General features: G+C 36.1%; 19 protein-coding genes and 1 pseudogene. 19 read left to right on the top strand and 1 reads right to left on the bottom strand.

All coding sequences use genetic code 11. From position 1 onward, the window contains the following. Positions 1 to 69 precede the first annotated feature (69 nt). From RT261_RS02310 to RT261_RS02260, 11 genes and pseudogenes are all read left to right on the top strand, one after another. The gene (locus RT261_RS02310) at positions 70 to 1050 is read left to right on the top strand and encodes a LacI family DNA-binding transcriptional regulator (protein WP_313128860.1); all 981 of its coding nucleotides are present in this window, start codon (positions 70 to 72) and stop codon (positions 1048 to 1050) included. 72 nt (positions 1051 to 1122) lie between these two features. After that, positions 1123 to 1314 (top strand): annotated as a pseudogene (locus RT261_RS02305) (PfkB family carbohydrate kinase); the annotation flags it as partial. After that, a complete protein-coding gene (locus tag RT261_RS02300; RefSeq protein WP_313128857.1) occupies positions 1311 to 2393 on the top strand; it encodes a BMP family ABC transporter substrate-binding protein in 1083 nt (360 codons plus the stop codon). The pseudogene RT261_RS02305 and the gene RT261_RS02300, both read left to right, overlap by 4 nt. 143 nt (positions 2394 to 2536) lie before the next feature. After that, the gene (locus tag RT261_RS02295) at positions 2537 to 4108 is read left to right on the top strand and encodes an ABC transporter ATP-binding protein (RefSeq protein WP_313128854.1); all 1572 of its coding nucleotides are present in this window, start codon (positions 2537 to 2539) and stop codon (positions 4106 to 4108) included. After that, a complete protein-coding gene (locus tag RT261_RS02290) occupies positions 4092 to 5150 on the top strand; it encodes an ABC transporter permease (RefSeq protein ID WP_313128851.1) in 1059 nt (352 codons plus the stop codon). Before RT261_RS02295 ends, RT261_RS02290 begins: the two co-directional genes overlap by 17 nt. Continuing rightward, positions 5143 to 6054, top strand: coding sequence for an ABC transporter permease (locus RT261_RS02285; RefSeq protein WP_313128848.1), 912 nt, complete (start codon positions 5143 to 5145; stop codon positions 6052 to 6054). Before RT261_RS02290 ends, RT261_RS02285 begins: the two co-directional genes overlap by 8 nt. Beyond that, complete coding sequence (locus RT261_RS02280; protein WP_313128845.1) at positions 6055 to 6990, top strand: nucleoside hydrolase; 936 nt, start codon at positions 6055 to 6057, stop codon at positions 6988 to 6990. A 20-nt stretch (positions 6991 to 7010) separates the two neighbouring features. Continuing rightward, positions 7011 to 8324 carry an amidohydrolase gene (locus RT261_RS02275; RefSeq protein ID WP_313128842.1) on the top strand — a complete coding sequence of 438 codons (1314 nt, stop codon included), beginning with the start codon at positions 7011 to 7013 and terminating at the stop codon, positions 8322 to 8324. A 20-nt stretch (positions 8325 to 8344) separates the two neighbouring features. After that, complete coding sequence (locus RT261_RS02270) at positions 8345 to 10498, top strand: ADP-ribosylglycohydrolase family protein (protein WP_313128839.1); 2154 nt, start codon at positions 8345 to 8347, stop codon at positions 10496 to 10498. After that, positions 10495 to 11307: an MBL fold metallo-hydrolase gene (locus RT261_RS02265; protein WP_313128836.1), complete on the top strand. Its 813-nt coding sequence runs from the start codon at positions 10495 to 10497 to the stop codon at positions 11305 to 11307. The genes RT261_RS02270 and RT261_RS02265 overlap by 4 nt, the downstream gene beginning before the upstream one ends. A 453-nt stretch (positions 11308 to 11760) precedes the next feature. After that, positions 11761 to 15972 (top strand): acyl-CoA dehydratase activase-related protein, encoded by a 4212-nt coding sequence (locus RT261_RS02260; RefSeq protein WP_313128834.1) that lies wholly within the window; start codon positions 11761 to 11763, stop codon positions 15970 to 15972. Positions 15973 to 16266: 294 nt separating this feature from the next. On the opposite strand, the gene RT261_RS02255 is transcribed toward RT261_RS02260, so the two are convergent. Then, entirely contained in the window at positions 16267 to 17139 is an 873-nt protein-coding gene (locus RT261_RS02255; RefSeq protein ID WP_313128831.1) for an aminoglycoside 6-adenylyltransferase, read from the bottom strand. 206 nt (positions 17140 to 17345) lie between these two features. Here RT261_RS02255 and RT261_RS02250 point away from each other — a divergent pair, with 206 nt between their 5' ends. The 8 genes from RT261_RS02250 to RT261_RS02215 all read left to right on the top strand — a co-directional run bounded on the left by RT261_RS02250 (position 17346) and on the right by RT261_RS02215 (position 26205). After that, on the top strand, positions 17346 to 18629 hold the full coding sequence (locus RT261_RS02250; RefSeq protein ID WP_313128828.1) for a D-alanyl-D-alanine carboxypeptidase family protein: 1284 nt from the start codon (positions 17346 to 17348) through the stop codon (positions 18627 to 18629). 334 nt (positions 18630 to 18963) lie between these two features. Beyond that, positions 18964 to 19596: an ABC transporter ATP-binding protein gene (locus RT261_RS02245; protein ID WP_313128825.1), complete on the top strand. Its 633-nt coding sequence runs from the start codon at positions 18964 to 18966 to the stop codon at positions 19594 to 19596. Then, complete coding sequence (locus tag RT261_RS02240) at positions 19596 to 20369, top strand: ABC transporter permease (RefSeq protein WP_313128822.1); 774 nt, start codon at positions 19596 to 19598, stop codon at positions 20367 to 20369. The genes RT261_RS02245 and RT261_RS02240 overlap by 1 nt, the downstream gene beginning before the upstream one ends. A 158-nt stretch (positions 20370 to 20527) precedes the next feature. Next, positions 20528 to 21805 carry an EAL domain-containing protein gene (locus tag RT261_RS02235; RefSeq protein WP_313128819.1) on the top strand — a complete coding sequence of 426 codons (1278 nt, stop codon included), beginning with the start codon at positions 20528 to 20530 and terminating at the stop codon, positions 21803 to 21805. A 16-nt stretch (positions 21806 to 21821) separates the two neighbouring features. Beyond that, positions 21822 to 22520 (top strand): FadR/GntR family transcriptional regulator, encoded by a 699-nt coding sequence (locus tag RT261_RS02230; RefSeq protein ID WP_313128815.1) that lies wholly within the window; start codon positions 21822 to 21824, stop codon positions 22518 to 22520. A gap of 286 nt (positions 22521 to 22806) precedes the next feature. Next, entirely contained in the window at positions 22807 to 23595 is a 789-nt protein-coding gene (locus tag RT261_RS02225; protein ID WP_313128812.1) for an electron transfer flavoprotein subunit beta/FixA family protein, read from the top strand. Positions 23596 to 23608: 13 nt separating this feature from the next. Continuing rightward, positions 23609 to 24799, top strand: a complete 1191-nt coding sequence (locus RT261_RS02220; RefSeq protein ID WP_313128810.1) for an electron transfer flavoprotein subunit alpha/FixB family protein — start codon at positions 23609 to 23611, stop codon at positions 24797 to 24799. Between the two features lie 2 nt (positions 24800 to 24801). Beyond that, entirely contained in the window at positions 24802 to 26205 is a 1404-nt protein-coding gene (locus RT261_RS02215; protein WP_313128808.1) for an FAD-binding oxidoreductase, read from the top strand. Positions 26206 to 26240 lie beyond the last annotated feature (35 nt).

Raw genomic sequence — 26240 nt, 5'->3', positions numbered from 1 at the left:
TTATTGACAAATCACAAAAATAGCAATATGATTAAGACGTGATAACGATACCACATAGGGGAAAATAATATGGCAACGATTAAAGAAGTAGCAAAGCTGGCAGGGGTTGGAACGTCTACTGTAACAAGGTATTTTAAAGAAGGTAGCTATATCAGCGAAGAAGCAAAGCAGAAGATAAAAAAGGCATGTGAGGAGCTTAACTACTTCCCCAATGCAATTGCAAGGGCAATGAAGTCAAACAAAAGCTATACTATCGGACTTATGATACCTACCATCACCAATCCGTTTTTTACAGAATTAGTAGAAACAATAGAACAAAATTTTATGAAAGCGGGATACAAAACCGTACTATGCAATACCAACGGTAATATTGAGCTGGAGAAGAACTATTTAAAAATGGCAATATCCAGCTGCTTTGACGGAATTATTTTTATTACTGGCTCTTCCAAATTTGAAGATTTGGAATCTAATATTCCTACTTTAACCTTGGACAGAAAAAGCTCAAAGCCCAATTCTAATATAACTATAATCAGCGATCACAGGCAGGGAGCTGTTATTGGCAGCAAGCATCTTATTGACTGTGGCTGCAATAAGATTTTGTATCTGTCAGGAGGTGATAATATCCCCTCCAGAGAAAGGCAGGCAGCCTTTGAAGAAGTTATGAAGGAATACGGCATTGTCTATGAAGTAAAAGAGTGGGATATTATAACAGAGGATGAAAAGGAAGAGCTGTTAAAGAGTGGTTTTGATGGGGTATTTGCTTGGAACGACATTACGGCAATTGAACTTTTAAATTATCTTTATAAAAAAAATAAGAAAGTGCCGGAAGAAATTCAAATCTTAGGATATGATAACATAAAGATGTCGGAATGGGTACAGCCTAAACTAACAACTATAAGTCAGCCAGTGAGAGAACTTGGGGAAGAAGCCGTTCGATGTATGATAGGATTAATAGAGCAAAAGATTAGTCCGCCTTTTGAAATTATATTAGAGAATACACTGGTAATCAGAGAAACAACAAAAGGGTTTCATAGCAATAATATAGAATAAGCTAAAATGAAACATGCAGTAAGGACGGAGATTATTTTTCATAACGAATGACAGCTTGTACATTGTAAAGCAGAAACTATTCAAGTGGTAGACACTACAGGAGTAGGAGATGCTTTTAATGGAGCATTTGCAGTCTTTATACTTCTTAGAAAAGACTTGGAAGAAGCGGTGATATTAGCCAATATGGTCGCTATTTTAATAGTATTTTCCAGAGGAGCACAGGGCGCAAAGCTATATATAAATACACTAGGAGGAATATTATGAAAAAAATCATTTTATTAATGGTAACTATGGCTATGGTTATGGGATTAATGACCGGTTGTGGTAAAAAAGCAGGTTCTGGAGAATTTAGCGCAGCACTTTTAATACCATACCAAGGAGATCAATCCTTTTATGACTTAGCGGTAGAAGGTATGAAACAAGTAGAAAAGGATGCAAAAGGTGTTACTACTAAAATTATTGAAATCGGTACTGACGAATCAAAATGGAAATCTTACTTTATTGATGCAGCAGAAGAAGGTTACGATGTAATTCTTAGCTGTAACTGGCAGATAACTCCTTATATGAATGAGGTTGCAGCAGAATATCCGGAACAAAAATTCATTAACTTTGATATTGAAACTGCTTCAGAATTAGACAATGTATATTCTATGTTTTATTCTACCAATGAAATTGGTTTCCTATGCGGTGCAGTTGCAGCAGCATCCACTACTTCCACTATGGAATTAGCAGATGAAAACGCGACTATCGGATTTATCGGCGGTATGGATATCCCGGGAATCAATGATTTCATGGTAGGCTATGTGGAAGGTGCAAAATATATAAATCCTGATATTAAGGTGGCGGTATCCTATGTTGGAGGCTTCCAAGACGTGGCAACAGCGAAAGAAATTGCCTTAAACCAATACAAATCCGGTATTGATGTTATCTTTGCTTGTGCAGGTAATGCAGGTAATGGTGTAATTGATGCAGCCAATGAATTAAACAAATATGTAATTGGTGTAGACAGCGATCAAGCTATGCTATATGCAAAAACAGATGAAGCCAAAGCTTCCAAAATCATTACTTCCGGCTTTAAAACCATTGATCAAACTATTTTATCATCTGTGGAAAAAGCTCAAAAAGGTGAATTGGAATGGGGTACTCATGTTCAATATGGTATTAAGGAAAATGGTATAGGTATTGCTAGAAATGAATTCTATGATAAAGCTCTTACTGATGATGTAAAAGCAAAAGTAGACGATGCAGAAAAAGCTTTAAAAGACGGAAAGGTAACTCTTCCTACTGCATTTGATATGGATGAAAAGGCCGTTCGTGATTTTAGAGAAAGCGTACAGCCATAAAACAAGGATAGAAATTTTATTCTTGAAATAAATAATTCTAATAGGGTCTGTTAAATTGCTAGCAGACCCTTTTTATAGGAAATAGGCGAGGTTTACAGGAAACCCGCTTTTATATTTACCATCTTAGGTCGGAGGTTGATGGAATGAGCAACAGCTATATTTTAGAACTTAGAGATATTAAAAAAGTATACGATAACGGAGTAGTAGCAAATAAAGGAATCTCCATAGGCTTTCGTGAAGGTGAGATACATGCCATCGTAGGAGAAAACGGGGCAGGTAAATCAACCTTGATGAAGATTATATTCGGACTTGAAAAACCCACACAGGGAGCTATTTATTATAAGGGAAAAGAAATGAATTTTACCTCTCCTTTAGATTCTATTGCTGTTGGAATCGGTATGGTACATCAGCACTTTATGCTGGTTCCCTCTTTTACTGTATTGCAAAACATTGTTTTAGGAGATGAGCCGACAAAATTTAGCTTTATTAATTCAAAAGCTAGTAAGAAAAAAGCAGAAGAGTTGGCAAAGCAGTATAATTTTCAGCTTTCCATGGATGAAAAAGTAAGTGATTTAAGTGTTGGAATGAAACAGAAAGTGGAAATCTTAAAATTACTGTATAAAGGTGCAAAGGTATTAATTTTAGATGAACCGACGGCGGTTCTTACTCCACAGGAAACAGAGCAGCTATTTGTTGAGCTTGAAAAATTTAAAGAAAACGGGCATACCATAATTTTTATATCCCATAAGCTTGGGGAAGTGAAGCAAATCAGTGACAGAATATCTGTAATCCGAAAGGGTGAATTAATTTCGACCCATAATACCCGGGATGTGGATATAGAAACCATATCTGAGCTTATGATCGGCAGAAAAGTAGAGTATGAATACAGCGGTATAAAACAGGAAATTAAAAGCAAAGAAGTAGCTTTAACCATAGATAATATAACATATACTCAAAACGGAATTCCTTTGTTAAAAGATTTATCCCTAAAAACCAAAACTGGTGAAATACTTGGTGTGGTAGGAGTTGAGGGAAACGGACAATCAGAGCTTGTGGATGTTTTATTTGGTTATAAAAGGGCTGACAAAGGAAGAATTCTGATTCAAGATATGGATATTAGTAATTTTAAAATCAAAGAAATACGGGAGCATGCAAAGGTTGCCTACATACCGGAAGACCGTATGAGGCAGGGTATTGCAGCCAGTGCAAGTATTAAGGAAAATATAATTGCCAGCTATTATGACAGGGAAGAATTAAACCATAAATTTATGATGAATCATAATGCCATTACGAAAGTAAGTGATCAATTGGTGAAAGACTTTAATGTGCTATGCCAGTCTTCCGATACGGAAATCCAGTCCTTATCAGGGGGAAATATTCAAAAAGTAGTGGTAGCAAGGGAATATTATGCCAATCCGGAGTTTCTAATTGCAGAGCAGCCAACCAGGGGTGTGGATATCGGTTCTGCAAGATTTATCCATGAAAAATTAATTGAGCTTAGAAATAAAAATAAATCAATTCTTTTATTTAGTGCGGATTTAGGTGAAGCCTTAGCAGTCAGCGATAAGATTATTGTTATGTACTCCGGTGAAATTGTGGCGTACTTTGATAATCTAGCCGATCTGACGGAAAAAGAATTAGGTTTTTATATGCTTGGAGTAAAACGACAGTCTCCAGAAGAAATCAGGAGGTTAATGGATGAAAAAACTAACTAGCCAAACCAAAAATGAAATCATACAAATATTATCTGCTGTTGTTATTGCCTTACTTATCACTTTGCTTGTTCTTTTTGCAACCAGTGAAGAACCTCTGTATGCATTTACAAGATTAATTACAGCTCCTATAACAAAATTACGATATTTCGGTAATGTACTTGAACTTATGGTACCTCTTGCCTTTGCAGGACTATCTGCCTCCCTGCTTTTTAGAAGCGGATTGTTTAATATGGGTGGAGAAGGTATCTTTTATATGTCCGGTATTGTGGCTACGGTTTTGGCTACAAGACCCATGGGCGGAAATATTGTTCATTCTGCCATAGTTATTCTCGCAGCTTCAGTGGTAGGTGGACTCATTGCCTGTATTTCCGGGTTTTTTAAAGCCAAATATGATGCCAGTGAACTGGTAACCTCCTTAATGCTAAATACCATTCTTTTTGGTATCGGTTTTTATATTTTAAAGACAAGGCTTAAGGATATGGAGGTTACTGGTGTAGCTTCTAAAGAATTTCTGGAAACTGCAAAACTGACTCAGATTATACCGAAAACAGGAGTAACAACAGGATTTATTATACTTATTATAGTAACTGTAATTATCTGGTTTATCTCCAATAAAACCAAGCTGGGCTATACCATTAAAATTACAGGCATTAATAAAGATTTTGCTAAATATTCCGGTATGAGTTTTTTTGCATTAACTATCATAGTACATTTCATGTCTGGATTTATTGCGGGAATGGGATCTTCCATTCATTTGCTCAGTATGTATGACCGGTTTACATGGTCTTCTTTGCCTGGATACGGATTCGACGGCTGTTTGGTAGCCATGCTTGGAAAGAATCGTCCACTTGGGGCTATTGTAGCGGCGTTTGGCTTAAGCTACCTTAGAACCGGTTCCAATATAATGGCAAGAAGCACCGACGTACCGGTGGAAATGGTAGCAATTGTGGAGATGATATTGGTTCTGCTAATTACAGCAGATTTCATAATTAATTACTTAAAGCGCAAAAAGGCAATGGCAGGAGGGACTGTAAATGAATAATATTTTAGCACTTTTATTAACGCCTGCATTTGGTTATGCAGTACTTCGTGTAACCACTCCAATCCTTTATGCAGCTCTGGGAAATGTAATATCCAGTAAGGCAGGAGTAAGCAATATAGCTATGGAAGGAACCATGCTTACCTCTTCTTTAGTAGGAGTTTTGGCATCTGCCTATACAGGGAGTGCATTTATAGGGCTTTTAGCCGCCTTGGTAGTGGGAATACTATTCAGTGCTTTTATGGCATATTTGAATCTGTATCTTGGAACTAACGTGATTATGGCTGGTATTGCGCTTAATTTATTTGCCAGCAAGTTTACAATATATATCCTTTACATGCTTACAGGACAAAAAGGAAACTCTGCTTCTTTAGCAAGTAAACAGATTCCTTCTGTGGACATACCTGTTATAAAGAATATTCCCGTTTTAGGAGAAATTATTTCAGGACATAATATCTTAGTTTATGTGGCACTTCTCTCTATTATAGTGATTTATATTATGTTAAATAAAACCAAATTAGGAACTCATATAAAAGCTGTTGGAGAAAGCCCGCATGCAGCAGCTTCTGTAGGTATTAACGTAAAGCGTGTAAGATTTTTATCCCTTTGTATTAGCGGATTGCTTGCCGGATTTGGTGGAGCTTATATGTCCATGGGGTACCTTTCCATGTTTACAAGAGATATGATAGCAGGCAGGGGATGGATTGCAATTGCAGCAGGAGCTATGGGCCGTTCCATGGTAATTCCTACTACCATCACTTCCTTTTTATTCGGAATTTTCAGTGCCATAGGAAATGTATTGCAGCTTCAGAACATTCCTTCTGAATTAGTTACTACACTTCCTTATGTAGCAGTATTTGTTGGTATTATAGTGTATTCCATTCGTAACACGAAAGAGGATAAATAGATGAGACATATAATTTTTGATTGTGATCCCGGGCATGATGATGCTATGGCTATTATGTTTGCCTTAGCAAATCCAGAATTTTTTAATTGTTTAGGTATTACTACTGTGGGAGGAAACCAAACCTTAGATAAGGTAAGTGAAAATGCCCTTAAAATATTAACTATAATAAATAGAAAAATTCCAGTAGCCAAAGGTGCAAGTGAACCTTTAATAGAACCCTTAAGAGTGGCTCCCGAAGCCCATGGTGACAGCGGAATGGACGGCCCCATTGTAGATGAAATTACTTTTGGATATGAAAAACAAAACGGAATTGAATTTTTAAGAGACAAACTGATGGAATCTCAGGAAAAAGTCACCATAGCAGCCCTTGGACCTTTGACAAATATTGCCCTTCTGTTAAAGGCTTATCCTGAGGTAAAAGAAAAAATAGAAGTAATTGCCCTAATGGGGGGAAGCTATTCTTCAGGCAATGCAACAGCAAGCGCAGAATTTAATTTTTATATTGATCCCCATGCAGCATATATAGTATTTCATTCCGGTCTGCCCATTATACAGGCAGGTACGGAAGTAAGCACTGCTGCAAGTATACTTCACAGCGAAATAGAAGAATTTAAGAATAAGGGCAAAGTCAGTTGCTTTGTTTATGATCTCCTGGGATTTTACTCCAAATTCTCCAAAGGACTAAACCTAGATAGAAGCCCTATTTTTGATGCGTGTCCTGTTATGTATTTAATGTACCCGGAGATATTTACTGCAAAGGATCTGTATGTGGATATTGAACTGGAGGGCACTTTAACCAAAGGTATGAGCGTAACGGACAAGCGTATCTGGTATGATATGCCAAAGCACAATACAACTGTATTAATGGATGTAGACAGGGAGGAGTTTGTAAGACACCTAAAGGAAGCAGTTTTTCGATTAGATTCCATGGCTTAAGAAGCGGGGAGACTTACTTGATGAAATTAAATTCAAGAATAGAAAGGAATACTATGATAGAATCATGTAAGGCAGAAATGCTGTCTATTTTAGAAGAAAACCGGGAACGTATTTATCAAATCGGTGAAGATTTATTCAACCACCCGGAATTAGGGTTTTTTGAAAAATATACAGAAGATTATATCTGTAAATATTTAGATGAATTAGGTATTCCCTATACCAATCACATTGCCCTTCATGGAGTAAAAGTTACTTTTGGAGGGGACACAGGCTATCATATAGGGGTAGCGGCAGACATGGATGCTTTATTAACCAGTATGGATGGAGTTATGGCACCTTTTCATTCCTGCGGTCACAGCATTCAAGTTGCGGTTCTTTTAAACTTGATTACAGCCTTTCATAAAAGTGGAGTATTGGATAAACTTTCAGGCCGGGTCAGTTTTATATTCACACCAGCGGAAGAGTTTATTGATATTGAATCCAGAGAAGAATTAATGCAGGCAGGAAAGATAAAGTTTTATTCCGGCAAACAGAATATGATATACGAAGGAATTTTTGATGATATGGACATGGTGTTATCCTGCCATGTAATGGGAAAGGATGAAAGAAATCCCCATGCATTGTTTGATATTAATTCCACCTTGGCAGGGTTTATACGTAAGGAAGTTATTTTTAGAGGAGTGGCAGCACATGCGGGAGTAATTCCCCATTTGGGTAAAAATGCATTGCAGGCGGCAACGCTTTCTTTAACAGCCATTCAAATGTTAAAAGATACTTTTTCCGTAGAATCCGGCGCAAGAGTATACCCTATCTTAAAAGAAGGGGGAAAAACAGCCAATATTATCTGCGATTATGCGGTTATGGAGACTTACATCAGAGCCAATACAGAAAAGGATCTGTTAGAGATTAACAGACAGGTGAATAACGCCATTACTCATTGTGCCAAAGCGTTGGAAACCACCTGTGAAATCCTTGATGTAAACGGATATCTGCCCTTAAATCAAAGCAAAAAAGTAAATGACGTTGTGTATTCCAATATGCTTGACTTATGCAGTGAAGATCTAATTATTAAAAATGTGGTATCGGGAGCTTCCGGTGATATAGGAGATATTAGCTTTTTATTACCTACAATCCAATTTGGATTTTCCGGTATATATGGAAATGTACACAGCAATCAGTTTGAAATTGTAGATAAAAAACATGTGTATGAGGATACTGCCTATGTACTCACAGGGGCGATTCTTGATATATTGAGTAAAGAAGAACTTCAAATAAAAGAAGAAAAGAAATTAGAGAAAAAAGAATTTTATCTAAAGCATTGGCTTAAGATTTAAATCCTGGAAGGAGGCGTGGAATGGTTCATAATTATATTGAAAAAACCTATGCCGGCTGGCTTGGCAAGGTAATTGGCATCCGTATGGGAGCACCTATTGAGGGATATTCCAAAGAAAAAATAGAACAGCTTTATGGAAAGCATATCACCGATTATATAGTGGATTATAATGATTTTGCTTGTGATGATGACAGTAATGGTCCCATATTTTTTGTCAGAGCCTTGGAACATTACAGCCAAGTTTCTCCAAAAGAAATGGGCTATACTTTTTTAAATTATATTGCCAATGAGCATGGATTTTTTTGGTGGGGCAATGAATTGTCCACGGAACATACTGCTTATAAAAACCTGTTAAAAGGTATAGAAGCGCCAGAGTCAGGCAGTATAACTGTCAACGGGCAGGAACTGGCAGAGCAAATCGGCGGTCAGATTTTCATTGACGGCTTTGGATTTTTAGCACCGGGAAATCCTAAGTTAGCAAGTGACCTTGCAGAACATAGCGCAAGGGTAACCCATGATTTGGAAGGGGTGTACGGAGGAAGATTTATCGCTGCCTGTATTTCTCTGGCGTATACCCATACGGATCTTATAGAAATTATAAAAGAAGCCCTAAAGGAAATTCCGGAGGATTCTACTTATAAAGAAGTAGTGGAGCGCATGCTTTTATGTAAGGAAGAAGGCTGCTCTTCTGAAGAAGCTTTCTTAGTCTTAAAAAATGAATATTGGTCCGACCGGTATAAAGGCGTATGTCATATGATACCCAATGGAGGTATTATAGCTCTTTCTTTAATTTATGGCGGCGGTGATTTTTTTGAAACTATGGAATTGGTTAATTTATGCGGTTTTGATACCGATTGTAACGCCGGCAATGTAGGAGCTATTATGGGTGTATTAACGGGAATACAAAGTGAGGAAAATCCAAGGGGAATACCCAAACGTTTCATTACACCTATTAAGGATATTATGCTGGCTTCCAGTGTGGTTGGAAGTCTTAATATCTCCACTCTTTCAGAAAATACACTGCTGTTTTGCAAATTAGGATATGAAATAGCAGGGGAAGAAATGCCTGCCATGTTTAAAGAATATGAAAGAAGGTTGTTTAAGGAGCAAACAAGGATTTCTCATTTTGAATTTATGGATGCCCTTCATGGATTTCGTGTTAAAGGTGATTATAAAAACAGTGAGGTATTCTTGCAAAATACGGATGAGGCGGCTTTTGAAGGAAAGCGCAGCCTTAAAATAATGATTAATAATCTTCATCCCAACAATACGGTATCAGTGTATCAAAAAACCTATTATGAGCCGAAAGATCTTCATGATGCCAGGTACGAACCTGCCTTTAGCCCCATTGTATATCCGGGGGATGAAGTTAAGGGATATCTCAGTTTAAAAACGGATCAAAAATTAAAGGCAAAGCTATACTGCTATGACGCAGGCAATGATAAGATCCTGCAATTTGGTGAGGTTCTGTTGGATTCTACTGGCTGGAAAGAAATAAAGGGAAGAATTCCTGGCGCTTTAAACGGTCTGGTAAAAGAAGTGGGAATACAGATAACATCCTTAAACCAAGAGGACACTTTCTTTGGTGAACAGGTAGCAGTATACTTGGACGAGTTTACTATAAAAGCTAATCCGTCTTATTCCATGGTTATGGCGGATATACCGGTGGAGGATTATTCTTTGCATAGCGTGGTTCAAAAAGAAATTCAGGGTTTTACGAAATATAATAAGCGTCTTAATAACATCAAGTGGCAGGAAGACGGAATTCTTCTTACAGGTGAGGAACATATTCTAACCGGTGATTATTACTGGAGAGATTATACCTGCCGTCTGGAATTCGCCCTTTATGAGGGAGCAGGAGATTTATTCATTCGCAATCAGGGAAATTTACGTTCTTATTTTGTGAGGATGGAAAAAGACAGCATTAAGGTTGGAAGTATCTTTGAAAGAAAGGAAGAAATTCTTTTAACAATACCTTATTTCATAGAATATAAGAAAGAATATACCTTAGATGTTACTGTGCAGGATAATGTGATATCCTTAGAAATAGAGGGAAATCGATATAGCTGTAAAGACCCTAAAGAAAGATATTTACATGGGGGCATAGGAATGAGGGCAGCTTTAAATAGCAGTATTCGCTTCATACAATATAAGATTCAAGGAGTGAATTTATGAAACTAAAAGTTTTAGTTGATAATAATACCTATATTGATGAGTACTATTTAGGTGAGCCGGCAGTTTCTTATTATTTAGAGGATGGCGATAAAAGAATATTATTTGATACGGGATATTCCGATGTATTTCTTAAAAATGCAGCAAGCATGAATATTGATTTAGCAAAGCTTCACTATCTGGTATTGTCCCATGGGCATAATGACCATACAGGAGGACTGTCCCACCTTCTTAAAGAGAATGAAAACAATGAAGATCTAACTATAATTGCCCATCCTCATACCTTTGAAGAGAAAAGAATGGAGGATATTCTTATTTCTTCACCCCTTTCTTTAGAGGAAATAAGTAAAAATAACAGAGTAATTACAACCAAAACACCTTATTATATAACGGATAAACTAATATTTCTTGGTGAAATACCAAGGGTTATGGATTATGAGGCAAAGGCTCCTGTTGGCATAAGAAACACTAAAGAGGGACTTGTAGAAGACTATGTATTGGATGATTCTGCCCTTGTTTTTACTGGAAAAGAAGGGATTTATATTATTACAGGATGTTCACATGCAGGAATTTGTAACATCATTGAATATAGTAAAAAGGTAACCCAAAAAGATAAGATAGCAGGTATTATCGGAGGTTTTCATTTATTTGATGTAAATGAACAAGTGGAAAAGACAAGGGAATATTTAAAGAAACAGAACATTCCTTATCTTTATCCCTGCCATTGTACTTCCTTAAAAGTGAAGGCATGTTTTTTACAAGAGCTGAATATAGAGGAAACAGGTGTGGGATTGGTTCTTGAATGGAAATGATATCAATGATCAATCCGGCAAAGCTGTTAAAATAAAAGAATTAAATAATGCATTATTTTGCCGCCGGACATGTTACCTGGGGTATTGCATACAGATAAAGTTTCAACTGGTATAATACTTCTTTCATTTATTCTCACCTACAATTAAAAAGGACATTTGTTCTGCAATTAACGCAGAGCAGATGTTCTTTTTGATTGAACAAAATATAAAATTATTGGAAAACTGTATGATTCAAGGAATCTGGGAACATAATAATTAGATATGAAATCTTTTTATGAGAATCTTTACCTTAAGGCTTAGAAAGACATTTCCAAAGACATAGAATAACATTTACTTAAGTCTCAGAAAGATATTTTATTAAGGCCAAATTACATTATTCTTAAGGTTTAGAAAGATAATATCGGGAATTTTAGAGTAGTCATAAAGAGAATAAGGAAGAGGAGAAACTAGATTATGAATCCGTATAAAATCGGTTTAGACATTGGATCAACAACGGTTAAAATAGTAGTTCTTAATGAGGATAATAACATTATCTATAGTGATTATAAAAGACATTTATCAGATATTAAAAGTACGATAATCAGTATTATGAATACTTGTTATGAAAAGTCAGGTGATATTCCTTGTACGATTAATATTACAGGATCAGGCGGTCTGTCTGTTTCTAATTGGTTAAATATAAACTTTGAACAGGAAGTGATTGCCTGCACGAAGGCAACTAAGACCTTGATTCCGGAAACGGATGTGGTAATAGAATTGGGCGGGGAAGATGCAAAGATTACCTATCTGGCAGGCGGGATCGAACAGCGGATGAATAATAGCTGTGCAGGGGGTACGGGAGCGTTTATAGATCAAATGGCTGTATTGCTTAATACCGATGCATCGGGTTTAAATAACTATGCTAAAAAACATAAAGTTATCTATCCAATTGCTTCAAGATGCGGGGTATTTGCCAAAACAGATGTACAACCCTTATTAAACGATGGTGCCAATAAATCGGATATAGCCGCCTCCATACTTCAGGCTGTTGCAAATCAGACCATAGGCGGACTGGCTTGCGGTAAGCCTATTCGGGGGAAAATAGCATTTTTAGGAGGCCCCCTTTATTTCTTATCCGAACTTAGAGAAAGATTTAGAGAAAGTTTGGGCTTAACAGAAGATGATGTAATTATACCAGAGAATTCCATATACTATCCGGCTATTGGTGCGGCTTTAATAAATAGCAATCAAGTATTTACCTTAAAGGAAATTATAGATAAAGTATGGCTCATCGCAGATATTAAAGATGATGACGTGCGAAAGCTTCCACCCTTATTTGAAAATGAAGATGAATATGAATTATTTAGAGAAAGACATGATAAAGCCACAATCAAAAAGCAAAAGCTGTCGGAATACAAAGGTAAGAGTTATTTGGGAATTGATGCTGGTTCGACTACAACAAAAGTGGTGCTTATAGGTCAAAATGGTGAGGTCCTGTATACTTATTACGGAAGTAACGAAGGAGACCCTATTCAGAAAGTAGTTACGGTTTTGAAAGAATTGTTTCAAAATCTTCCCAAAGGCGTAACGATTGCTAAAAGCACGGTTACCGGTTATGGTGAGAATCTATTGAAAGCGGCCTTTCATGTAGACATAGGAGAAATAGAAACCATTGCACATTATAAGGCAGCGGAGCATTTTCTTCCCGGTGTGGATTTTATTCTGGATATTGGTGGACAAGATATGAAATGCCTGCGTATTAAAAATGGAACTATTGACAGCATCCTGCTTAATGAAGCATGTTCCTCCGGCTGCGGTTCCTTTATAGAAGGTTTTGCCAGTTCACTGAATATGAAAGTAGAAGACTTTGCAAAAGAAGGGATATTTGCACAAGCTCCGGTAGATTTGGGCACAAAATGTACGGTGTTTATGAATTCTAAAGTAAAGCAGGCACAGAAAGAAGGAGCAGAGGTTGGGGACATATCGGCAGGATTGTCTTACTCGGTTATTAAGAATGCATTATTTAAAGTCATCAAGATCCGTGATGAAAAAGATATGGGGGAGAACATCATTGTACAGGGAGGCACCTTCTATAATGATTCGGTTCTAAGAAGCTTTGAACTGATATCCGGACGGGAAGTCATTAGACCGGATATAGCAGGACTTATGGGAGCTTTTGGAGCGGCCCTTATTGCAAGAGAGCGGTATCAGGAGGGAGATGTATCTACTCTTTTACAAGGAGAAAATCTACTAAACTTTTCGGGCAATACCTCCTATAATCGTTGCAATAGATGTGGAAATCACTGCCTGCTTACCGTAAATGAATTTTCTAACGGAGAAACTTTTATATCCGGTAACCGGTGTGAAAGAGGACTTGGCTTAGAGGAAGACAAACTCTCTAAAATGCCAAACCTTTATGCTTTTAAATATAACAGAACCTTTGACTATAAACCTTTACCTATAGAAAAAGCAAAGCGTGGAACCATAGGAATTCCAAGGGTTTTAAACATGTATGATAATTATCCTTTTTGGTTTACACTGCTGACGGAACTAGGCTTTCGGGTGGAGGTATCTGCCCGGTCAAACAAAAAATTGTACGAAAAGGGTCTGGAGACTATTCCGTCAGAATCGGTATGTTATCCGGCTAAATTAAGCCATGGGCATATTATTAATTTATTGGAAAAGGGAATTACTACTATATTTTACCCCTCTATTGTATATGAGAAGAAGGAATACAAAAATGTGGACAACCATTTTAACTGTCCGATTGTTATTTCTTATGCAGAAGTAGTAAGGAATAACATTGATAAGTTAAAGGAAGTAAGATTTATTGCACCATTCTTATCATTGGACAATGATTCTTTGTTGATTAGAAGAATCTATGAAGAATTCAGGGAATACCAGGTTACTTTGGATGAAGCAAAAAAGGCGGTAAGGGAAGCCAGAAAAGAGTTGGAGCGGTATAAAAGGGATATTCAGAAAAAAGGAGAAGAAGTACTCTATTTTCTAAAGAAACACAATAAAAAAGGCATTGTGTTATGCGGAAAACCCTATCACGTGGATCCGGAGATTAATCATGGAATACCTCAGCTTATAACTTCTTTTGATTTAGCAGTACTGACAGAAGATAGTATATCCCATCTGAAAAATTGCAATCAGGAATTGCGTGTGGTGGATCAGTGGGCCTATAACTCCAGATTATACCGGGCAGCTACTTTGGTTGCTCAGGAAGACTGTCTGGATTTGATACAATTAAATTCCTTTGGCTGTGGTCTTGACTCTGTAACCAGTGACCAGATAGCAGAAATCCTTGCTTCCGGCGGGAAAATGTATACCATGTTAAAAATTGATGAGGGAAATAATTTAGGTGCAGCCAAAATAAGAATTCGTTCCTTGAAAGCTGCCATAGAAGAAAGAGAAAGAAAAGCATACCGGGCGAAAAAGCAGAAAATAACTTATGATTACCCCATATTTACAAAAGCTAAGAGAAAAACTCATACCATATTGGCACCTCAGATGGCACCTATTCATTTTGAATTAGTGCAAGAAGCGGTACGGGCAAGCAAATATCACCTGGAAATATTACCGGAAGTAGATCAGGCTGCATTAGACATGGGATTAAAATATGTAAATAATGATGCCTGCTATCCGGCAATCCTGTTGGTAGGGCAGATTATTCAAGGATTAAAATCCGGTAAATACGATATTAATCATACTTCCGTTATGATTAGTCAGACTGGTGGAGGCTGCAGAGCAACTAATTATATGGCATTTTTAAAACTGGGACTTAAGCAGGCGGGCTTTGAAAATGTACCGTTAATATCTTTGAACGCAGCAGGACTTGGGGAACAGCCGGGATTTAAGGTGAGTCCCGGAATGTTAAACAAACTAATTATGGCAGTTTTGTATGGTGATTTATTTATGCGTGTAATATACGGAACAAGACCATACGAAAAAGATCCGGGTTCTGCAGAAGCTTTATATAAAGTATGGAATGAAAAAGCAAAAGAAAACATAAGACAAGGAGACAGAAAGACCTTTCACAGGAATATTAAAGCTATTATCAATCAGTTTGATGAGCTGGAGGTAATAAATATTAAGAAGCCGAAGGTAGCAATTGTAGGAGAAATACTGGCTAAATACCATCCGGTAGCAAATAATGGAATTATCCGGGCGTTAGAAGAAGGAGGGGCAGAAGTTGTACTGCCGGACCTGTTAGATTTCTTTTTCTATTCCCTATACAATTCCGATTTTCAATACAAATATCTTGGAGGAACTAAGTTTAAAAAAGATTTTGGAAAAATTGGAATTGCATATTTAAATTATTATAGAAAGGTTATGAAAGCAGAATTGGAGAAAAGCAAAAGGTTTATGGCACCTTCTTCCATTCATCAGCTGGCAGAACTGGCCACTTCGGTGTTATCTTTGGGAAATCACACGGGAGAAGGCTGGCTTATTACAGCAGAGATGATGGAGTGCATGGAGAATGGAATTAACAATATCCTTTGTGTCCAGCCCCTGGCTTGCCTGCCAAATCATATAACCGGAAGGGGTATGTTTAAGTCAGTAAAAGAAAAGTATCCCAATGCCAATATTATGCCTATTGATTATGATCCCGGAATCTCAAATGTGAACCAGCTTAATCGGATAAAATTAATGTTATCGGTGGCTCAGAAGGAAATGTAGTAATAAAAATTATGCTAGAGTATATTTATTCATTTTGAGGGAAGAAAAGAAATTTTAATCAGCAGGGAAATTGATAATTATTCTGGTATTTATTTGTTATGGAATCCTAAGAAGAAGTGTGTTTCTTATTATGAAGAAGAACATAGATGGTATGGAAATTTTGGAGTTTCATTCCATACATTCATCAACCAAGTTGAAAGATATATTCAAGGTATTTTTACCGATAAATTTGCAGAGTGTTAGTAGCAAAAAAGCGGGGCTGATTTTCAAGTCCCGCTTTTTACGTTACCCATTTTAATAAATATGCGTTGCATCTTTAGGCAATAAATAGATATCTTTTAAAAACTTAAAACTATTTTTTGCTTCCATTTCGTTATAATTAAAATCCATTTTTTCTGCTACCTCTTTAGCAGTAGAATGAAATAATTCACACATGATAAAAACGGAATCCCAAATTTCTTTAATAATTCCAGAAGGATATGTTCTTAAAAAAGTATTCCATTTTTCCTCTTTTAACCACCGATACATATATTTACCGGATTTACCAATACTGACACTAAAATCGGTTTGCAGGCCAATTTCCCATTCCAATAAATCTATTAATGATGGACGTACTGCATAGTTTATCATGTCCATTGTGTAGGTAATTTCTTCTCTCCATAAACCTTTTGCAACATTGTTAAGACACCACCAAAATTCGTTACAGGTATCCAGGAATTGTTTTTCTGAGGGCTTTTTGATCCAATAAACCTTATCTGATGCTTCTGGTAAAAAAGGTATACAATCATCTTTATCCAGCAAAACTTTATATAAACTATCCTTTTTCATATCTTCCAATACATAATTTAAGGTAGATACATGTAAATCTAATCGATTACCATCAGAAAATTGCATAAGCCATCCATAGCAATTTTCAACATCCTTTGGATAATAAGAGGTATCTTCCGGATATTGCATATATAACCGTTCACCAAATTGGTCGATCCAATGTTTATTTTCCCTAAAAGACTTTGTTTCCTTAACAACATAAACGATATCATAATCTTGAAAGATGTCTCTTATTGCGTTGGGATTTGTCCTGGAACCATTCATAGCTACAGCTCGTATTCTATCATCCGAGTTAGCAGCATTTACTATTAAATCTAACATTTCCTGTTCCGTACGCATTACAACCTCCATGGGAATAATTTAAATTTGAATTATAATTTATTAGCAGCTATCCAATATTATAGTATAGTTCTGATTAAATTACTACTAAGACCCATTATATACAGTAAAGTTTAATTTATAAATAAATAACGTTACATTTCTAAGCATATTATTCTAAAATATTTATAAAATAAAAATAAGTATATATATTAGGGTAACGTGCTTTGAAAAAGAAAATTCTTCCCGTAGTAGCTACAATGTTTATTTTATATCTTGCCTCATTCACTTATTACCAGGCATTGGGCAATAAGCTTGATCAGGAATACAAAAATATACAAAACCAAGTAAAAGCTGAGGAGGTAAGGATAAAAGGAATTGATGATAAGAATATTAAAGTTAAGGATTCTAAGGATACAGTTCCTGAATCTACTTCTGTAGAATACCCCAATATGCAATTACACGCTATCGGGGCTGCTTTAATGGATGCAGATAGCGGCAGAGTTTTGTATGAGAAAAAAGGTAATGAACCTTTACCCATGGCAAGTACCACCAAAATTATGACTTGCATCATAGCCTTAGAAAAAGGGAATCTAGAGGATGTGGTAACCGTTTCAAAATATGCTTCTACCATGCCAGATGTTCAATTGCGTATCAATGAAGGGGAGCAGTACATATTAAAGGATTTGTTATATTCCCTTATGTTGGAGTCCCATAATGATGTGGCAGTAGCTATTGCAGAACATATAGGTGGTTCCGTACAAGGTTTTGCAAAAATGATGAATGATAAGGCAAAAGAGATTGGATGTAAGAACACTCACTTTGTAACACCGAATGGGCTGGATGCGGACGGACATTACACTACAGCAGTAGAATTATCGAAAATAGCTAGTTATGCTATTAAGAACGAACAATTTATTAAGATTACCAATGAGTCTATATGGAATTTTAGTGAAGTGAAGACCGGAAGAAAATTTGCGGTAAGCAATAAAGATAGATTTTTGTACATATTTGATGGTGCTATCGGTGTAAAAACCGGATTTACCGGGAAAGCAGGTTATTGTTTTGTAGGTGCAGTAAAAAGGAATAACAAAACATTGGTTTCTGCTGTATTAGGCAGCGGCTGGCCACCAAATAAAAATTTAAAATGGAGCGATACTACAAAATTAATGAATTATGGTTTGGATAATTTTGAATATAAAAACATATTTGAAGGTACGGAGGATTTTCAATCTATTATGGTGGAGAATGGTTTAGAAAGTATTACAGATACTTACGTGGAAGGGAATTTAGAGTTATTATTAGGCAAGAACGATAAGGTAGATTACACATATACTATGCCAGAAGTGGTAAAAGCGCCTATTTATAGAGGCAGTACCGTAGGGTATATTGATATATGGGTAAATGGGGAGGTATATAAACAATTTCCAATCCGAGTTTCAAAAACAGTGGCAGAGAGAGATTTCAATTACTGTTTGGATCAGATTATAAAGATATTTAAATTAAAATAAATATTTATTTTAATTACATATCATGTGAATGTCAGGTGTAAATATATAAAATTGAAGGAAGTCTTATTATAACAGCCTCATTGCCTATTGACAATGATAGTTTATAATGGACTTCTTTTATCTTAAGGATATCAAAGTTTTCTAACTGTGATACCCTAAAATATCTTAAAATAATAAGTATAAATGCTTTTTAACACCTTTATAGAAAAATCAAAAGGCATATATTTTAGAATTAGTCTTTTAACAATTGAAATTAGGGTTTACAATTATTATAATGAACATAATGCCAGTATATAGATAAACAGAACAGATTAGGAATAAGGAGAATAGTGATTTGAATGGGATTCTATTAGAAACAAAAAATTTAAGTTTTAATCAGATAATTCAATATAAGGATATACAAATCAAAGAAGGGAAAGTAAACTTTATTGTAGGAAGAAGCGGTACCGGTAAGTCTACTTTGTTAAAATTATTTAATGGTATGTTATCTCCAAGCAATGGAACCATATTCTATCATGGTTATGATATTTCTCAAATGGATACCATTGAATTACGAAAGGAGGTACTGTTAATCAGCCAGTCCGTTTATTTATTCGATGGCTGTATTGAGGACAATTTTAAAGAATTCTATCGTTATCGTGATATGCCTGCCCCTTCCAGAGAAATTATGAAGGAATTTCTTAAACTATGCTGTATACCTTTTCCTTTAGATAAAGATTGTATCACTATGTCCGGAGGTGAAAAACAGAGGGTATATATTGCTATCTATTTATCATTCCTGCCGAAAATAATTATGTTGGATGAACCGACCTCCGCTTTAGATAAAGAAAATAGTAATGATGTAATGGAAAACGTGATTACATTTGCAAAAGAGAAGGGAATTACAGTAATTATAGTAAGTCATGATCCTAAAATAACAGATAAGTTTGCAGAAGAAATTATTACCATAGAGAGAGGGGTGGAGTAATGCAGGGAGCTGTTCAGTTAAACATTCTACAATTTAGTTTGGTTTATTTACTTCTTATCATTGTTCTGGCTATTATGAAAAAGTCCAAAATAAATCAAAGCAAATTCTTAATCATAGCCAGTTTGAGAATGACGGTACAGTTGGTACTTGCAGGTCTAATCTTAACTTATATATTTAAGAACCCACATCCTGTTTTTGTAGCTATTTATATTATTGCTATGGTTGCATTCTCCATAAAGCGAGTTTTGAATAAGAATAAAGGATTGAATTCTAAGTTCAAATGGGCTGTTTCTATATCCCTTGCAGGTTCAGGAATATTCATACTTTCTTATTTTGTTATAGTTGTAGTTGGTAAAAGTATATTCAATCCCCAATATACCATTCCATTGGCGGGTATGATTATGGGAAATTCTATGACTGGTGTAACTTTGGGGCTTAAAACTTTTAATGAAAACATCCGATCAGAAAGGGGAAAAATAGATACCCTTCTAAATCTGGGGGCAACTCCTAAAAAGGTTCTTCTTCCATATGTAAATAACGCTATTGAAACAGCTTTACTGCCAACCATGAACTCTATGGTAGGAATGGGAATTGTATCTTTACCCGGAATGATGACTGGCCAGATTTTATCCGGAACACTTCCCACCACCGCTATTTTGTATCAGATATCCATTATGATTGCCATATGTACTTCTGTTTGCTTAACGATATTCTGTACTTTACATTTTGGATATAAAACCCTCTATAATAGCAGAAATCAGATTCATTTTTAAGACAGGCGGTTATAATTTTTACTTTCATTTTACAGTAGCAATGCTAAGACTTTACAAAAATTTCAGATAATATATATGGAATTTAATTTTACGATAGGATTAAAATTTATTACATAATATTAGATAAAATCTGTTTATTAACAGACGGAGGAAGATACATGGGGGATAACATCAGAGAAGAACTGGACTATATCATTGAAAAGGGTAAGATTAAATCAGTTTTTCAGCCGATTATTTCCTTACGAGACGGGCATATCTTAGGATATGAAGCCTTAAGCAGAGTGACATGCCAAACATTGATTCGGAATACGGAGGAATTGTTTCAATCAGCAGGCATTTATAACCGGTTATGGGATTTGGAACTGTTATGCAGAATGAAATCCTTAAAAGCAGCAAATGTATATATAAAGTCGCCCTATGACAAAAAACTATTCATTAATGTAAATCCCAAAGTAATGCATGATAAAAAATTTCGTGATGGTTTTACAAAAGAATGTTTAAGAGAATATGATATTAGACCGGAAAACATTATATTCGAAATAACCGAACGAAATGCCATTCAGGATATGGATAGTTTTAAAGCTGTAATCAATCACTATAAAAAACAGCAATACCAGATAGCCGTTGATGATGCCGGTGCCGGCTATTCAGGTCTGAATCTAATCAGTGAGATTCGTCCTCATTATATTAAATTAGACATGAATTTAATTAGAAATATTGATAAGGATAATGTAAAGTATGCATTGGTAAAAAGTATGCTGGAGTTTTCGCATCTTACCAATATTAATTTGATTGCAGAAGGCATTGAGACAATGGAAGAATTAAAAGTCCTGGTGGAGATGGGAGTACATTATGGACAGGGCTACCTGATCCAAAAGCCGGATGAATCTATGAAAGAGATAGATAAAAACTTAATTGTTTTTATCAATGAGTTAAATAAGAGAAATTATAGTCAAATTAGGTCTTTGCCTAATTTGTTAATTGGTAATATTTCTAGCAAATCACAAGTCAGAGCACCCTTTGTAAAAGTAGAAGAGGTGTATAATGAATTCATGGAAGACTCTGATATTAATGGATTATGTGTTACGGATAACGACTTTGTATTGGGAATTATTACAAAAGAAAGTATTACCTTAAGGATTTGCGGAAAGCATGGATTTAGCATTTTTCATAAGAAACCTATTTCTGCAGTTATGGATACAGAATTTTTATCAGTGGATTATTATACACCAATCAGCACCGTATCCTATCTGGCAATGGGAAGAATAAATAAAAAGTTGTATGATATGATTGTTGTTACAAAAGAAGGAAAGTACTATGGAACAGTAACAGTTAAAGATTTACTGCAAAAAGTCACAGAAATTGCTAGTTTAAATGACGTTAAAGCCGGTCAGTTAAAAAAGAGGAAAGCTAAAAAGGAAACTGTTACTGCGTAGGAAAGTAGGAGGAGTCATGGAAGAAAAAGAGTTACAGAAAAAATCCTATACAAAAGTGGTTGATTATATTAAGCATCAGATTATTGCCGGTCAGTTAAAAATAGGTGATAAACTGCCGGCAGAGAGAGAATTATCTGAGACACTGGGGGTCAGTCGGAATTCAGTTCGTGAAGCAGTTCGTACTTTGGATATCATGGGGGTTATCTCCAGCCAGCACGGTGCCGGTAATTATGTTCAAGGAAACTTTGAGAATAATTTGGTAGAGTCCATGTCTATGATGTTCTTGCTAAATCAGATTAACTATGAACAAATCAGTCAGTTGAGACTTGGATTGGAAATGCAAGCTTTAATGTTAGCCATTGACCATATTACAGAATCGGAATTAAAACATATGGAACAAATTATATCCCAGCTGGAGAATGTGACAGAAGAGAATAATGTAATTTTGGATAAGAAACTGCATTATAGCATTGCTGTGGCATCGAAGAATGTATTAATTCTGAATATATTGCAGGCCCTATCCACCATAGTGGACCAGTTTATTGTGGATTTAAGAAGGGAAATATTAAGCAGTGATGACAGCAGAGATGGTTTATATGAAGCCCATCGGGGAATGGTTAAGAGTCTGCTGACAAAAGACAAGGAACTGGGCAGAAAATCAATATATAAACATTTTGAATTAATTGATGAAAAATTAAAGAAATTTGTCAAGTAAGGATTAAGGTTTTGATATACAAATATGGAAGAAAGAGTTGAATACGGGAAGAAGGAGTGAATCACATTTTGATTACAAATTGAATTGGGATGCCTCTTTCTTTAAAATTTATGGAATATGGATAAAGATTACGTGAAATAATTAATAAGTATTGTATATTTACCAATAACTTATTGACCCAGGACTGAAATAATTATATAATTAGAATAACAAGTGGTACTACCAATTAGCTGCCACTTTATATTTTAGCAAAAGTGGTAGTACCAATTTTGAAAGGAGTAGTTCTGTGAATATTTTAGTTTGTATTAAACAAGTTCCTGAAACCAACAAAGTTGAAGTAGATCCCGTTACCGGCGTACTTAAAAGAAATGGCGTAAGCTCTAAGATGAATCCTTATGATTTATATGCCATTGAAACTGCACTAAGGATTCGCGAGGAAAAAGGAGGAACCATTACCGCTATAACTATGGGACCTAATCAGGCTATTAGTATTATAAGGGAAGCGTTCTCCATGGGAGCAGATAAGGGAGCAATTATATCGGATCGCAAATTTGGTGGGGCTGATGTACTGGCAACCAGTTATACCATATCCCAGGGAATTAAAAAGTTAGGTCAGTTTGATTTGATTTTATGTGGTAAACAAACAACAGATGGAGATACTGCCCAGGTAGGACCTGAAGTTGCAGAATGGCTGCAGATTCCAAGTGTGTCTAATGTATGTAGAATAAAAGAGATCCATGAAGATTCTATTATTGTTGAAATGGATATGGCAGAGGATATAGAGATAACTAAAGTGCCATTTCCTTGCCTTCTATCAGTGGATAAAGACATATTTACCCCGAGACTGCCGTCTTATTTGAAAAAACAAGCCTCCAAAGGCCGAGAAATCACATGGATTACTTTTGACGATCTGGAGGATAAGAATGAAAAGCACTATGGACTAAATGGCTCACCAACGCAAGTGCAGCGAATCTTCCCGCCAGAAGTGAATTCAGAACAGGTAATGTGGAAAGGTAATAGTTCAGAACTGGCAATCCGGCTTTACGATAAATTAGAAGAGTTAAAACTGGTATAGGAGGAATATAAACATGGCTAAGCTTATTATTAATCAAAGTAAAATTGATAATATAAAAGAATTTATCAGCATTTGCCCTTTTGGTGCTTTAGAAGAAGCAGAGGGAGAAGTAAGAGTTAATGCTGCCTGTAAGATGTGCAAATTGTGTGTGAAAAAAGGACCGGAAGGTGCTGCAACATATGTGGAAGAGAAAGTAGAAGCAATTGATAAATCTATATGGAAAGGTATAGCTGTCTATGTAGACCATATTGACGGAGATATCCATCCCGTAACTTATGAATTAATTGGTAAAGCAAAAGAGCTTGCCAAAAAGATTCATCATCCTGTATACGCAATTATAATGGGAAGCAATATAATTGATAAATGTAAGGAACTTCTTCATTATGGTATTGATAAAATCTTCGTATATGATTTTAAAGAATTAGACCGTTTTAAAATAGAGCCATATACGGCAGTATTTAAGGATTTTATAGAGAATATAAAACCAACGGCTATCTTAGTAGGTGCAACTACGGTAGGACGTCAGTTAGCACCTCGTGTAGCGGCAAGACTTAAGACCGGTTTAACAGCAGATTGTACCATATTGGATATGAATGAAGATACAGATCTGATACAAATCCGTCCTGCTTTTGGCGGCAATATTATGGCGCAGATACTGACTCCGAATCATAGACCTCAGATGGCAACCGTACGTTATAAAGTTATGGATGCTCCCATGAGAGAAAAAGAGGAATCCGGTGAAATCCTATTCTGTAATATAGACACCAAATTCTTAAAGACCAATGTAGAGGTATTGGATATTATTAAGAAAGAAAAAGAACAATTTATTGAAGGTGCCGATGTATTAGTAGTAGCAGGTCGTGGCGTGAAAAAGGAAGAGGATATTGCCATGCTTGAGAAGCTTGCAGATTTATTGGGAGGTCAGCTTGCCTGTACCAGACCAATGGCAGAAGCAGGCTGGATGGAAGCAAAACGTCAAATCGGATTAAGCGGAAGAACAGTCAGACCAAAACTTATTATCACCTGCGGCGTGTCCGGTGCTATTCAGTTTGTGGCAGGCATGGACCATTCTGATCATATTATTGCTATTAACAAAGATGAGAAAGCTCCAATCTTTAAAGTGGCAAATGACTGTTTAGTAGGAGATTTATATGAAATCATACCGGAATTAATTGATAAGTTAAAGGCAAAAAAGGGGGCTTAATTGTGAATTATAAAAGATTGGATCAAAAAGATATAGAATACATAGAGAGCATTATTGGAGATAAAGAGCGGGTACTCTATGGTGAAAATATCAACGAAGAATATAGCCATGATGAATTAAGCGGTACTGAAAGTTACCCGGATGTAGTGGTAAGGGTAACCTCAGCAGAAGAAATTGCTAAGGTTATGAAATACGCTTACGAGCATACTATTCCGGTAACGCCCCGTGGAGCAGGAACCGGTCTGGTGGGTTCTTCTGTAGCCATGGAACATGGCATTATGTTAGAAGCCGGCTTAATGAATCATGTACTGGAGCTGGATGAAGATAATCTTACTATCACGGTAGAGCCAGGTGTATTATTAATGGACTTGGCAGCTTACGTAGAAGAGAGAGACTTATTCTATCCCCCGGACCCAGGGGAAAAATCTGCTACCATAGGAGGTAATATCAGTACCAATGCAGGTGGAATGAGAGCGGTTAAATACGGAGTTACCAGAGATTATGTCCGTGGACTTGAAGTGGTTTTGCCTAATGGAGATATTACAACCTTTGGGGGAAAGGTTGTAAAGAACAGTACTGGTTATGCTTTAAAGGATTTAATGATAGGCTCGGAAGGAACACTTGGAATTATTACGAAAGCCGTATTAAAACTATTACCATTACCTCAAAAAGCCATCAGTTTATTAATACCATTTCCAAGCTTAGAGCAAGCTATAAGAACTGTACCCTTAATCATAAAATCAAAGTCCATTCCTACTGCCATTGAATTTATGCAAAGGGAAGTAATTATGGACGCAGAAAAATATTTGGGTAAAAAGTTCCCAGATAATTCTGCTGATGCCTATCTGTTACTAAAATTTGATGGTAACTCTGTAGAAGAAATCGAAAAGGTCTATGAAGGAGTGGCACAAATCTGTTTAGAACAAGGGGCAATGGATATTCTAATCTCTGATACGGAAGAAAGAGAAGAATCCATCTGGAAAGCAAGAGGTGCATTCTTAGAGGCTATTAAAGGTTCCACTACCTATATGGATGAAGTGGATGTTGTTGTTCCAAGAAGTTCTGTTAATGAGATGGTGGAATACATTCATAATCTTCATGAAAAAGTAGATATTCGAATTAAGAGTTTTGGCCACGCAGGAGATGGCAACCTCCACGCTTATATCTTAAAGGATGATTTAAGCAACCAGGAGTGGGAGCAAAAGATGAAAGCAGCTATGGATCATATCTATGAAAAAGCAAGAGAATTAAATGGTCAGGTATCCGGTGAACACGGAATCGGATATGCGAAAAAGTCTTATCTTTTAGAATCCATGGATCCGGTGGTTGTAGAAATCATGAGAGGAATTAAGAAAGCTTTTGATCCGAAGAATATATTAAATCCTCATAAAGTATTTGAAAATTAATAGATGTAATTTATTCTTTGCTTTGGCTAAGAATA

This window comes from Anaerocolumna sp. (assembly GCF_032079385.1).
Taxonomy (GTDB): domain Bacteria; phylum Bacillota; class Clostridia; order Lachnospirales; family Lachnospiraceae; genus Anaerocolumna.
This window is presented reverse-complemented; position numbering and strand designations above follow the sequence as displayed.

Bases quoted from the DNA above. Each gene is read 5' to 3' on its own strand.
- RT261_RS02310 (WP_313128860.1), top strand. From the start codon at position 70: ATGGCAACGATTAAAGAAGTAGCAAAGCTGGCAGGGGTTGGAACGTCT.
- RT261_RS02300 (WP_313128857.1), top strand. From the start codon at position 1,311: ATGAAAAAAATCATTTTATTAATGGTAACTATGGCTATGGTTATGGGA.
- RT261_RS02295 (WP_313128854.1), top strand. From the start codon at position 2,537: ATGAGCAACAGCTATATTTTAGAACTTAGAGATATTAAAAAAGTATAC.
- RT261_RS02290 (WP_313128851.1), top strand. From the start codon at position 4,092: ATGAAAAAACTAACTAGCCAAACCAAAAATGAAATCATACAAATATTA.
- RT261_RS02285 (WP_313128848.1), top strand. From the start codon at position 5,143: ATGAATAATATTTTAGCACTTTTATTAACGCCTGCATTTGGTTATGCA.
- RT261_RS02280 (WP_313128845.1), top strand. From the start codon at position 6,055: ATGAGACATATAATTTTTGATTGTGATCCCGGGCATGATGATGCTATG.
- RT261_RS02275 (WP_313128842.1), top strand. From the start codon at position 7,011: ATGAAATTAAATTCAAGAATAGAAAGGAATACTATGATAGAATCATGT.
- RT261_RS02270 (WP_313128839.1), top strand. From the start codon at position 8,345: ATGGTTCATAATTATATTGAAAAAACCTATGCCGGCTGGCTTGGCAAG.
- RT261_RS02265 (WP_313128836.1), top strand. From the start codon at position 10,495: ATGAAACTAAAAGTTTTAGTTGATAATAATACCTATATTGATGAGTAC.
- RT261_RS02260 (WP_313128834.1), top strand. From the start codon at position 11,761: ATGAATCCGTATAAAATCGGTTTAGACATTGGATCAACAACGGTTAAA.
- RT261_RS02255 (WP_313128831.1), bottom strand. From the start codon at position 17,139: ATGCGTACGGAACAGGAAATGTTAGATTTAATAGTAAATGCTGCTAAC.
- RT261_RS02240 (WP_313128822.1), top strand. From the start codon at position 19,596: ATGCAGGGAGCTGTTCAGTTAAACATTCTACAATTTAGTTTGGTTTAT.
- RT261_RS02235 (WP_313128819.1), top strand. From the start codon at position 20,528: ATGGGGGATAACATCAGAGAAGAACTGGACTATATCATTGAAAAGGGT.
- RT261_RS02230 (WP_313128815.1), top strand. From the start codon at position 21,822: ATGGAAGAAAAAGAGTTACAGAAAAAATCCTATACAAAAGTGGTTGAT.
- RT261_RS02220 (WP_313128810.1), top strand. From the start codon at position 23,609: ATGGCTAAGCTTATTATTAATCAAAGTAAAATTGATAATATAAAAGAA.